Here is a 13,172-nt window from a genome sequence, read left to right on the forward strand (position 1 = left end):
CCGATACCTTTTACAGATCATATCAATGACTTTCGCAAAGATTTCGTTTTGTCTGGTCTTTGAAAGAAAAAATCTACGCAGATTTCAGCCTTCACTGTATAAAATAGCTTTCGTAAAATATGATTGATAATTTGATCACCCTCATGGTGTCTTTAGTGTCAGGTTAAGGTTTGAGTTGAACAGACTTAACATCGACATAATTTTATTTCTATCCTTGGTGTTTTTATCTTGATTAAAAAAAAAGAACTTTCATGTAAATACATAAAAGTCCTTTTGGATAGCACAGCTGATTAACCTGGGAAAATACCACGTTCCATACGTGCCTTTAAAATTCGTTCACACCCCAAAATAAATGCTGCCGTTCTTAAACTGCATATCTTTTCGTTTGAGGTATGCCAGACATCATTGATCGCCTGAACCATTAACTTGTCCAAGCGTTGGTTGATTTCTTCTTCAGACCAGAAGTAGCTCGACATGTCTTGCACCCATTCAAAATAACTGACGGTAACCCCACCTGCATTACAAATCACATCAGGAACAACTGTCACACCACGCTGAATCAAAATATCATCGGCTTCTGGATAAGTTGGACCATTTGCACCTTCCAAGACTAATTTTGCGGTTAATTTCTGTGCTCGCTCAATTGTGATTTGCCCTTCCAACGCGGCAGGAATCAAAATATCGATTTCAACATTCCAGAAATCTTCATCGCTGATCATTTCAGCACCCTCGAAACCTGCAACGCCCTGATTAGTCTCGAAATATATTTTTAATTCCGCTAAATCAATGCCTTCTGGATTAAAAATAGTTCCCGTATGATCTTGTATCGCCACGATAAGAGATTGCGATTCTGCAAATAAGTAAGCTGCTTCACTGCCCACATTACCAAAACCTTGAACCGCAATTTTTGCTCCTTTGAGTGGAAGCTTAATTTTTTCGGCAACTTCTCGACCAGTCACAAAAACACCACGGCCTGTGGCTTTAATACGACCTAAAGATCCGCCCAAGTGAATTGGTTTGCCCGTCACAACACCAGTAACAGTATGACCCTGTCCAGATGAATAGGTATCCATAATCCATCCCATTACATTGGGATTGGTACCCACATCAGGTGCTGGAATATCTTTTTGTGGACCAATAATATGACTGATCTCACTGGTATAACGTCGAGTTATACGTTCTAACTCACGCGGAGAAAGTTTACGTGGATCAACTCGAACACCGCCTTTTGCACCACCAAAAGGTAAATTTAACACAGCAGTTTTAATCGTCATCCATGCTGAAAGTGCCATAACTTCATTTAAATCAACATCTGGATGATAGCGAATCCCGCCTTTGCCCGGTCCACGTGACAAATTGTGCTGTACACGGTATCCCTCAAAATGCTGAATCGTTCCGTCATCCATCACGATTGGCACATCCACAATCAGTGCACGTTTAGGACGTTTTAATGTGTCTATATAACCCTTGAGATGTTCCAAATAAGGCGTCACCCGTTCGATTTGTTCGAGATAAGTCGACCACGGGCCATGATTTTGAGCGATATAAGATAAATTCGACATGTGTTGTTTTGTCCTTTTAATGCCTTGTATTCAATCATTGATCGAAAAGGTAATTAAAAATAATATAAGCAGCCAATTTGGCGGTTCGGTTGTCCAAATCAAATCTTGGGTTGCATTCAGCGACATCAAGAACTTTAATTTTCCCAGTATTTTTAATGGCTTGAAATAAAGGATCAAATACTGATAAATCGATTCCTTTCACGGCTGGAGCACTCACCCCTGGTGCGATACTGGCACTAAAAACATCTAAATCGACCGTCACATAAAGCACATCAACTTTCTCAATGAACTGATTCATTTTCAGCATGATTGCATCTAAATGAGTTTCTCTTAATGCTTGATCATAAATATAGGTACAATTCAAACGATCAGCTGTTTCAAATAACACTTGAGTATTTGCATGTTTGGCAACACCAATACATAGATAGTGAAATTCTTGTTGATATTGTGCTGATAAATGAGCAGCATTTAAAAAAGGTGTTCCCGAGCTTACACGTTCAGCTTCACGCAAATCAAAATGTGCATCAAAGTTGATAATCCCAATTTTTTGATCGGGTTGATGTTTCTGTATATATTGAAATAACCCGGAAAAACTTCCAAACGCCACTTCATGCCCACCACCTAAAATGATGGGTTGGCTTCCAGAGCAAAGACAATCTTCAACCTGATCAGCCAATTCCGCCTGTGCCTTTTCAAGATCACCATCTACACACATTACTGTACCCAAATCCGCAATTGAAAGCGGTTGATGTACGGGTAAATTTGCCAATTGGGCACGAATTGCATCAGGCGCATCTGCTGCACCCAAGCGACCTTTGTTACGCTTCACACCTTCATCTGAACCAAAGCCAATCAATGCATAAGATGCGTGAGCTTGGGTGTTGATCACTTGATGGATACGCAAGTGCGCAGCACCTTCACCATCGTTGCGTCCTTGCCATATAAATGAATGCTTCATAATAAATACAACGCTGTCAAACTGAGTTTAAAGCTAGAATAAAACTTCTGTGCCATGTCTTATAATCCGTTTGGACAAATCGCCACCTAACCAGTAAACAATTTCGGAAGGATGCTCAATATCCCATGCGATAAAATCAGCGAACTTACCTTGTTCCAAACTGCCATGTGTATCTTGCAAGCCAAGTGCAAAAGCAGCATTGATGGTGACAGCCGCCAATGCTTGTTCAGGCGTCAATCGAAATAAAGTACTGCCCATATTCAACATTAAACGCAATGACAGGGTTGGAGAGGTTCCCGGATTTAAGTCACTCGACAATGCAATTCGCACACCATGTTTGTGCAAGCTATCAAATGGTGGATATTGGGTTTCTCTCAGAAAATAAAATGCACCAGGTAAAAGCACTGCAACAGTTCCCGAAGCTGCCATGGCTTTGGCATCATCATCAGTCATAAATTCTAAATGATCTGCGGAAAGTGCATGGTAGCGTGCCGCAAGACTTGAACCACCTAAGGATGAAAGCTGCTCCGCATGTAGCTTTACTGGCAGTTTTAAGCTTTGGGCAGCTTTAAAAACACGTTCAACCTGAGCGGGTGAAAATGCCAAATGCTCACAAAAGGCATCAACCGCATCAATCAAGTCTTCCTGCGCTAGTTTTGGCAGCATTTCGTTGCATATATATTCAATATAAGCATCGCTTTGCCCCTGATACTCTGGAGCCAATGCATGCGCAGCCAAACATGTACTACGTACTGTCATTGGCAATGCATCCGCGATCTGACGGATGACACGAAGCATTTTTCGTTCATTTTGATAGTCCAGACCATAACCTGATTTGATTTCAATCGTGGTTACACCATCTTTGAGCAGACATAGGACTCGTTTCAAGGCTGTGCTTAAAAGTTGCGCTTCACTTGCTTCACGCGTGGCACGAACAGTACTGGCAATTCCGCCACCACTCGCTGCAATTTCTGCATAGCTTAACCCTTGCAAACGTTTTTCAAACTCAATACTTCGATTACCACCAAATACACTGTGTGTATGGCAATCAATCAGACCTGGAGTTAGCCATGCTGCATTGAGATTGATGGTCTCTGCATAATCATCTTCAGGAACATCCTTTCGTACGCCAATCCAGTGAATATGTGGTCCGAAAGTCACGATTGCAGCATCTTCTATAATGGAATAATGCCCATTTTGCATGGTCGCGATATGACAGTTTGTCCAAAGTTTTTTCATTCACATTTCCTCATACTACCTATGTAGTCAAGTACATAGGCAGTTTCAGTATTAGCTTTCCATTTCGATATTTTGCTGTAAGTTTGATTTTTCTTTTGCATTATTTCGTTTTGGCTTAACCCAGATCGTGTAAGCAATCCAAAGAATCAACAGCCAACTTGCACCGACATAGATCGCGGGTCTCGAATCCGGGAAATATCCCATCATCAGTAAAATGAAAACCATGAATACAATCGCAAATGCAGGAGCATATGGCCAACCGATCACTGGAAAATCCAGGGCTTTGATTTCTGCCTTCGATAATTTTCGACGCATTGCAACTTGAGAAAGCAGGATCATCAACCAGACCCACACAGTTGCAAAGGTTGCTATTGACGCAATGATAATGAAAACATTTTCAGGAATGAGATAATTCAGTACCACACCAACAAGCAAGACACCCGCCATGACCACAACAGTCATCCAAGGCACACCTCTTTTGGAAATTCTTTGGAAAACCTTCGGTGCTTGACCACGATTCGACATACCATACAACATACGACCTGCACCAAACACATCACTGTTGATTGCAGAAATCGCAGCAGTAATCACCACAATGTTTAAAATCGTTGCTGCTGATTGAATACCAAGATTTTCAAAAATCTGGACAAATGGACTGCCTTTACTCCCAATTTGATTCCACGGGAAAATTGACATCAATACAAAAATAGTTAAAACATAAAATAGCAAAATACGTAATGGAACAGCATTGATTGCACGTGGAATCGATTTTTTAGGATCTTCAGATTCACCCGCAGTAATTCCGATGATTTCAATACCACCAAATGCAAACACCACAACAGATAAACAGGCCACTAATCCTGCAATGCCGTTGGGCATAAAACCCTCATGTATCCATAGATTTTGGATACCTGTGGTGAAGCCACTATGTTCAGCATGAAAACCATAGAACATCAAACCAAAACCACCAAGTATCATCGCTACAATTGCGCTAACCTTGACAATGGATAGCCAGAATTCAAGCTCACCAAAAACTTTGACATGAATCAGATTAATTGCACCTAAGAACATAATCAGTGACAAAATCCAGATCCAGCGGGGTACATCAGGATACCAAAATCCCATATATATACCGAAAGCTGTCACATCAGCCAAAGCAACAATGATCATTTCAAAAACATAGGTCCAACCTGTGGTAAATCCTGCAAGTGGACCAATATAATTAGATGCATATTCGCTAAATGAGCCAGATACTGGGTTGTGTACTGCCATCTCACCCAATGCTCGCATTACGATATAAATCGCAATCCCGGCAACAATATATGCAAGTAATACGGATGGGCCTGCCATTTTAATGGCGGTTGCAGATCCATAGAACAATCCTGTTCCGATGGCTGAACCTAAGGCTAAAAAACGGATATGTCGGGTATTTAACCCCCGCTGTAATGTGGAGTTCTGTGACATTATAATCTCCAATCCTTGAGGAAATTTAGATAGATTCGGCCACTCCATGTGGCCGTTTTATTGATCACACTTTAGATAAACTTGGTAATAGCTTTGGAATGAGTAATTCGTTTAAGCAACCACTCGCAAGTAATTCACTTGCCTGTTCAATATCTGGGGCGAAGAAACGGTCTTCGCTGTAATACGGCACTTGATCACGTAGCACTTTGCGTGCTTGCTCCAGTTTTGGTGAACTTTTTAATCCTTCACGGAAATCAAGTCCTTGACATGCTCCCAACCATTCAACTGCCAAGATACCGCGAACATTGTCTGCCATATACCACAAACGTTTCCCTGCATTTGGCGCCATAGATACATGGTCTTCCTGATTGGCTGATGTTGGTAAGCTATCCACACTTGCAGGATGTGCAAGCGCTTTGTTGTCACTCGCCAATGCCGCAGCAGTTACTTGCGCAATCATAAAACCAGAGTTGACACCACCATTGGCAACTAAAAATGGTGGCAGTTGGGACATATGACGATCCATCATCATTGAAATACGACGTTCAGACAATGAACCGATTTCAGCAATTGCAAGTGCTAGATTATCTGCTGCCATCGCGACTGGTTCAGCGTGGAAATTGCCTCCTGAAATCACATCACCTTCCGCTGCGAATACCAAAGGATTATCAGATACTGCATTTGCTTCGATTTCGAGTACTTCCGCGGCTTGACGTATTTGCGTTAAACATGCACCCATAACCTGTGGCTGGCAGCGTAATGAGTATGGGTCTTGAACCTTGCTGCAATCTTCATGTGAATGAGCAATTTCACTCGAATCGGTCAATAAGTCACGATATGCTGCAGCAACATCAATTTGACCTCGTTGACCTCGGACTTCATGAATACGTGCATCAAATGGCGCACGTGAACCCAACATTGCTTCAACACTCAAACCACCACACACAGTCGCTGCCGCAAATAAATCTTCGGCTTCAAATAATCCGCGTAGTGCATATGCTGTGGAAACTTGTGTACCATTTAACAACGCCAAACCTTCTTTGGCTGCTAGAGAAATCGGCTCTAAACCGGCTACTTTAAGTGCCTCAACCGCAGGCAACCATTTCCCTTGATAACGCGCTTTACTTTCACCCAGTAAAACCAGTGACATATGTGCCAATGGTGCCAAGTCACCTGAAGCACCCACTGAACCTTTTAAAGGAATATGCGGATATACTTCAGCATTGACCAAAGCAAGAATTGCATCAATCACCTTACGGCGAATACCTGAAAAGCCTCGTGCCAAGCTATTGGCTTTTAATAACATGATTAAACGGACCATTGCATCATCTAATGCTTCGCCCACACCTGCGGCATGAGAAAGCACTAAAGAACGCTGTAATTGCTCTAAGTCTTCAGGTGCAATTTTTGTTGAGGCAAGTAAGCCAAAGCCTGTATTGATACCGTAGGCTGTACGCCCTTCATTGACAATTTTTTCCACACAAGCAACGCTCGCATTGATGCCTTCAGAAGCACTGTCATCGAGTTTAACTTTGATTGGATTTAAATAAGCTTGACGGAGATCTGCTAGGGTGAGTTTGCCCGGTTGAATTAAAAGTTCCATTATTGACGTCCTGTTTTGCACTATATTGTTCTGTTACAGTGCTTTCTGCTCAATTGCAAAAAACACCGTAATCGCGATCCTTGTATTTTTTATTGCGTAATCATAGGCAAGTTCAGACCTTGCTCTTTCGCGCAATCAATCGCAATGTCATAACCTGCATCTGCATGACGCATTACACCTGTTGCGGGGTCATTGGTCAGTACACGAGCAATACGTGCTGCTGCTTCATCCGTACCATCACAGACGATCACCACACCTGAATGCTGAGAGAACCCCATACCAACCCCCCCACCATGATGCAATGACACCCAAGTTGCCCCACCTGCAGTATTTAACAGTGCATTCAGTAATGGCCAATCAGACACCGCATCTGAACCATCTTTCATGGCTTCAGTTTCTCGGTTAGGGCTTGACACTGAACCCGAGTCTAAATGATCACGACCAATGACAATTGGTGCTGAAAGCTCGCCACTCCGTACCATTTCGTTAAATGCTAAACCCAATTTTGCACGTAAGCCCAAACCAACCCAACAAATACGTGCAGGTAAGCCTTGAAAGCTGATACGTTCACGTGCCATATCCAACCAACGATGCAAATGCTCATCATCTGGAATCAATTCTTTGACTTTGGCATCTGTTTTATAGATATCTTCTGGATCACCTGAAAGAGCCGCCCAGCGGAAAGGACCTATACCTCGACAAAACAGCGGACGGATATATGCAGGAACAAAACCTGGGAAATCAAAGGCATTTTCCACACCTTCATCTTGTGCCATTTGACGAATGTTATTGCCATAATCAAAAGTTGGAACCCCCATCTTCTGAAAATCCAACATGGCTTGAACATGCTTTGCCATCGATTGTTTTGCTGCTTTAACCACAACTTCTGGTTCAGTCTGGGCACGCTGACGATATTCTTCCCACGTCCAGCCAATTGGCAAATAACCATTCAATGGATCATGTGCACTGGTTTGATCTGTGACCATGTCAGGATGCACACCACGGCGCACCAGTTCAGGTAAAATTTCAGCAGCATTACCATGAAGTGCAATCGAAATTGCCTTGCCTTCTTGCGTGTATTTTTCAATACGTGCTAACGCATCGTCCAAGTCTGCTGCTTGCTCATCAACATAACGTGTACGCAAACGGAAATCGATGCTGGCTTGTTGACATTCGATATTGAGAGAACAAGCGCCTGCCAATGTTGCAGCCAAAGGTTGTGCTCCGCCCATACCACCTAAACCTGCGGTCAGTACCCAACGCCCTTTCAAATCACCGTTATAATGTTGACGCCCAGCTTCAACAAAAGTCTCGTATGTGCCTTGTACAATGCCTTGACTGCCAATATAGATCCAAGAACCTGCCGTCATTTGCCCATACATCGCTAAACCTTTGGCATCCATTTCATTGAAATGCTTCCAGTTTGCCCAATGAGGAACAAGGTTTGAGTTTGCAATCAGTACACGAGGTGCATCTTGATGGGTTTTAAATACACCCACTGGCTTACCTGACTGAACCAATAGCGTCTCATCAATTTCTAAATTTTTAAGTGTTTCAACAATCTTGTCAAAACATTCCCAGTTACGCGCGGCACGACCAATACCACCATAAACAACCAATTCTTTTGGGTTCTCTGCGACATCCGGATCAAGATTATTCATCAGCATTCGAAGTGGAGCTTCAGTCAACCAGCTTTTTGTATTGAGTGTCGTACCACGTGGCGCGCGAATCTCTACATCACGAAATTTTGTTGTCGTTGTTGTCACAATAGGACTCCTTCCTTTGAGTTTAAAGCAGTGAATGAAATCACTTTCACTGTCTAGCAATGTATTAACTTGTATATACATCTATATACTACACAAATCTCTAAACTTGAAAAGATGATTTTTAATTTTTTTTCGAAATTAGATTTAAGCACATGAATTAATTTGAAATTATTTTCAATTAAAAAGAAAAACGCATGCAACTTTAAGTTGAATGCGTCGAAACAACATCAATGAAATTTAAATTTTTGAGAGTTGAATGAGACAGGCTTGTGTAGAAAATTGTGGATTCAAAATCATCATTTTTGCCAAATTTTCATGTTCGATTTTGAGACAGTTCTGATGCTGCAAATAAAAAATCTTTTCGTCAATCATGATTTCTAATGGTTTTACTGACTGGTTAAAAACAAAAATAAAATCTGAAGAGACAGGAATTTTGAATGTGTCTTGAGTAAAGATCCATTGATATTGTGCTGATATTTTTTTGGGATCATAAATCAGATTAAAATCTCGGATTTGACCTGCCAATAACTCACAGTACACCACACTTTCCCCATTGAACGAAACAGTTTGCAGGGTATGCAAATATTTGAAATCATCATCGATATGCAGTGAAATTCCCTGACCTTCCAATACGGTTAAAAAACGCTGCATCCCGTGGAATTTGGAAAATTCTCCAGCACTTTTGACATCAGCCATCGAAATACGCCACTCAAAATCGTTCAGGCTTTCTCCTGCACTTCGGGCAATTTCTAGCGTATAGCCTTCACCGTTTTTCCATCGCATTTTTTTATAGTGTGATATGTCTAACAGCGCAATCATTGCGTAAATTTACCTTCAAGATAATAGCGACTTCCTGGATAGATTAAGCGGGCACTTGAAATCAACTGTTTATTCGACCACGTTCTACGACGAATCAGTAAACAAGGTTCTGTTTTATTGATTTTCAACCACTTACATTCTTGTGCGGATGCCAAAATCGCCGTAACCACATGCTCACCTTCTGTAACAGGTGCTTTTGACATTAAATACGCATTCGGGGTAATGCTTTTGAAATCTTGTGCAAGATAATCGGGAATCAAAATAGGATCCACCAAACGATCTTCAATTTGCACAGGCACGCCATTTTCATAGTGCACAATGATAGAGTGGAATAACTTTTGCCCTTCACGAATGTGCATGAGACGACTTTGCTCTGCATTGGCTTGGATCTGTTCGAGTACCAAGACTTCAGCATGGTGTTTATGATTTCTTGCAATAATTTCTTCGGCAATATTATTGACGTGAAATAAAGCAGTACGTCCCTGACCTTCAGCAACAAAAGATCCAACACCTTGTATACGTACCAATAACCCCTCACTGGTGAGTTCACGCAAGGCACGGTTCACAGTCATACGGCTACAACCGAGTAAATTGACCAATTCACTTTCAGAAGGAATTTTTTTATTCACCGTCCATGTTCCTTCATAAATTTTTTGTGAAATCATTTGCTTTACGCGCAAATACAATGGAACAGGACTATCTTCTTCTAGTGACAAGTCTAAATCGTTGTGCTTTGACTCTCTTGACATTGACTAAAACTCATACAAAATATATCAAATCATTGTATATGGTCTCAACCTTGTTTGTATATACAAGCCTATACAAATATGCATAATAAAAAAATCAAATGCTTATTACATTTTTTGCAATATCAACGCCCCATTTTTATCATTCCATCGGGCAGGTCAGTTTTTCTCCGTCAAAAAAGCACATAAACGTTTGAGCATATTAAAATGCGTCTTCACTTTAAAAAATGTTGTGCGAAAAAAATATTTTATCTTAAATGAAAACTTTAGATAGAATTGATAAAAAGAAAGCAATGGATCCACTGCAAACCTTTTTAACACTTTTATCATTTTGAGTATTATAGCCCTATCGATCAAAAAAGGAGGCATTTGCCTCCTTCTCTACCGCATTAAAAAGTTTTTCTGATACTCAACCAATACTGTTGATGATCTCGTTCCTGGAGTTGTTCTGGTGTGCTTCCTATTGGAAATGCAACTTCGGCATTGGCTTGGATATTCCATAAACTGCTCCAGTTTAAGCCCAATCCAGCACTGCTGATTTGTACTTGATTGTCGCCTGTGACGCCTGCCCAACGTTGCGCATTTAAGGTTACTTCTGCTGTATCCACAAAAACTTTACCAGTAAGTTGATGTTTGGCATTTGCAAATAAGCTTTGTCGCAGTTCTGCTGTAGCTAAATATCCGGTCGAACCTGCGAATTGGCTGGATTCATAACCGCGAACATTAAATGGGCCGCCTCCTAAATATTGTTCTGCGCTGTCTAGATTATTAGGACTGTATTGGCCATAAATTCCCAAATAGCCTTGTGTACCCTTACCACCCAGATTTTGTAAACGGGAAAGATTCAGTGTTGCAGTGTAGTAATCTCCTGCTATTTTTGCTGTTTGTTCATCTAAGGCAGCGGCATCATCATTTTTAAATTTAACACGTCCATAACTGGTCGAGGCACCATATTGTGTTAATCCACCACCTAACCAAGAGTCAAATTGCGAACCATCTAGCCGCGCAGTCATCACATCAATATTGCGATGCTTGTAATATTGGTTCAATTGAATATCATCTTTGAGTTGTTTATGGTCATATTGTAAGCTTAACAACACTTCTGCTGTATTGGTCAGTAATGCAGGCTGGCTGATGAATACACTGCTTTGTGCTGCACTTCCTTCTGCCCCAATACTTTTTAGATCTTTACCCAGTTCGTAATCCAGATAGGAATAGCTTGCACCTGCACGTGTCCCCATTCCTGTAAAGGTAAAGGCGTATCCGACACGTCCGTAGTTCATCCGTTTTCCAGCAGTCATCAGATCTAAGCTCAGTTCATCCCCTAAACCAGCTAAATTATTGACGGAGACACCGGCGGTACCTCGTACTCGACTGGTGTATTTATTCCCAAAGTTATCTGCACCGATATAACCATTGAGTAGGGATGCATTCTGTACTTCTACATTGAGTTGGCTACTGCCCACTGTGGTTCCTGGACTTAGTACATTTCGGGTGCTCACCCCTTTTAATCGATTGAGCAATTTAAGTTGCTGTTGCATTTGATCGCTGTTGATTCGCTCGCCTTGTTTCAAGGGTGCGACTGTTTGCTCAATAAGCCAATTCTGAGTTCGGCTTTGATTCTCAATCTGAGTTTTATCGTAATACGCTTCAAGAACATTGATTCGTACGATACCTTGACTCAAGTTTTGTTGTGGAAGATAAGCACGACTGTAACCATAACCATGTTGTTGATAGTAAGTGCTAATCTTTTGTGCAACCTGCCAAAGTTGATTCAATGTCAGTTGCTGGCCTTCGGCATCAGCAACCAGTTGATGGAGTTGTTGGGTATTAAAACGGCTATTCCCGATAATTTCAATTTTTCGTACAGGAATTTGTACATCTGTGGCCGTAGGAGCTATTGGGTTTGCGGTATTTTCAATCTGTACAGCAGTCTGTGGTTCAAGCGTCTGCCCTTGTTGCTGTTGTTGCAACAGCTGCCCAGCATTCGGGGCAGGTGCTGCATGGTTTGTGTTGCTGAATAGCATGAAACAAGCACTTACAGATGCTGACAATATATGTTGTTGTGATTTCATTGTTTAGTGCTCCCCTGCCAAGATTTGAATGCCTGTGGTGTTCACACCACCTTGGCGTACGTCAAGATTGACGGTATTTAATGCATTTTGTGTTTCAGGCAAATAATGTGGTCGTTTGAATTGAATGGCCTGTAAGTAAGCCGCTGGTGTCAACATATAAATATCTGCTGTAGTTTTCGCAGTCCTATCCACGAGTGTGTAGTTTTGGGCATCTGAACCGCCAAGACTTAAATCTGTAATCAATACATTTTTGCCTTGCCCTGTGGCCGCATTGTCAAATTGACCTATTGCTGTTGCTACATTCAGACTATCCCCTGCATAGATGCCATTGAATTCGGCATGACTAAGATCTAAATCAGCAATTGTTAATCCATTATAGGTGCGGTTATTTGCGCGAATACCTGTAATATATTGAATCGTAGCTTGACTAATATCAGCTGTGGTTTGTGCAGTGTTATTCACTAACTCGTAGTTATGTGCATCTGCACCACTTAGGCTAATTCCTTGAATGTTTACTTGTTTGGCATTACCCACATTTTTATCACTGAATTGTCCTTTTGCTGATTCGACTTTCAGTTCATCACCTGCGATTTGACCTGTAAATTGCGCTGCTGCTGTATTCAACGTTACTTGTGTACTGGCATCATAAACACGATTATTTGCTGTAATTCCTGTAACTTGGTTAATTTTGGCTTTGGCAATATCCAATACACCGTCGACAAAGGTCAGGTCATAGTTTTTATCAACGCCATTGGCTTTGTTCGCATAACTGCTTGCATCTTTAGCCGTTACGGATGCTGTAACACCTGAAAGTACAGATTCAGTTTCACCATTGACTAAGCCTGTTGCAGTAAAGCCTGATGCAGTCTGGTTTTGTCCATTATAAACAGTTGATACGCTATTCGCCGTTACAGTCGCTTTGGCTTTGTCAATATCCAAT

10 protein-coding genes are annotated in these 13,172 nt (G+C 41.5%); all 10 read right to left on the minus strand.

Annotated features, from left to right (window positions below):
* Nucleotides 1–290 precede the first annotated feature (290 nt).
* Entirely contained in the window at nt 291–1,562 is a 1,272-nt protein-coding gene (locus OSH00_RS10580; RefSeq protein WP_266130403.1) for a Glu/Leu/Phe/Val family dehydrogenase, read from the minus strand.
* 34 nt (nt 1,563–1,596) lie between these two features.
* A complete protein-coding gene (gene hutG, locus OSH00_RS10585) occupies nt 1,597–2,520 on the minus strand; it encodes a formimidoylglutamase (protein WP_196075260.1) in 924 nt (307 codons plus the stop codon).
* Nucleotides 2,521–2,553: 33 nt separating this feature from the next.
* On the minus strand, nt 2,554–3,759 hold the full coding sequence (gene hutI / locus OSH00_RS10590) for an imidazolonepropionase (RefSeq protein WP_266130404.1): 1,206 nt from the start codon (nt 3,757–3,759) through the stop codon (nt 2,554–2,556).
* Between the two features lie 51 nt (nt 3,760–3,810).
* On the minus strand, nt 3,811–5,223 hold the full coding sequence (locus OSH00_RS10595; RefSeq protein ID WP_266130405.1) for an amino acid permease: 1,413 nt from the start codon (nt 5,221–5,223) through the stop codon (nt 3,811–3,813).
* Between the two features lie 64 nt (nt 5,224–5,287).
* Nucleotides 5,288–6,826, minus strand: a complete 1,539-nt coding sequence (gene hutH / locus OSH00_RS10600) for a histidine ammonia-lyase (RefSeq protein WP_266130406.1) — start codon at nt 6,824–6,826, stop codon at nt 5,288–5,290.
* An 89-nt stretch (nt 6,827–6,915) separates the two neighbouring features.
* Nucleotides 6,916–8,592: a urocanate hydratase gene (gene hutU / locus OSH00_RS10605; RefSeq protein ID WP_266130407.1), complete on the minus strand. Its 1,677-nt coding sequence runs from the start codon at nt 8,590–8,592 to the stop codon at nt 6,916–6,918.
* A 237-nt stretch (nt 8,593–8,829) separates the two neighbouring features.
* Nucleotides 8,830–9,411 carry a HutD/Ves family protein gene (locus tag OSH00_RS10610; protein ID WP_266130408.1) on the minus strand — a complete coding sequence of 194 codons (582 nt, stop codon included), beginning with the start codon at nt 9,409–9,411 and terminating at the stop codon, nt 8,830–8,832.
* Nucleotides 9,408–10,160, minus strand: coding sequence for a histidine utilization repressor (hutC, locus tag OSH00_RS10615; RefSeq protein ID WP_266130409.1), 753 nt, complete (start codon nt 10,158–10,160; stop codon nt 9,408–9,410). The genes OSH00_RS10610 and hutC overlap by 4 nt, the downstream gene beginning before the upstream one ends.
* Nucleotides 10,161–10,546: 386 nt before the next feature.
* Complete coding sequence (locus OSH00_RS10620) at nt 10,547–12,232, minus strand: ShlB/FhaC/HecB family hemolysin secretion/activation protein (protein WP_266130410.1); 1,686 nt, start codon at nt 12,230–12,232, stop codon at nt 10,547–10,549.
* 3 nt (nt 12,233–12,235) lie between these two features.
* Nucleotides 12,236–13,172 (minus strand): YDG domain-containing protein (locus tag OSH00_RS10625; protein ID WP_266130411.1); only part of this gene is annotated, 937 nt, incomplete at its 5' end.

This window comes from Acinetobacter nematophilus (assembly GCF_026344175.1).
In the GTDB taxonomy this organism is placed as follows: domain Bacteria; phylum Pseudomonadota; class Gammaproteobacteria; order Pseudomonadales; family Moraxellaceae; genus Acinetobacter; species Acinetobacter nematophilus.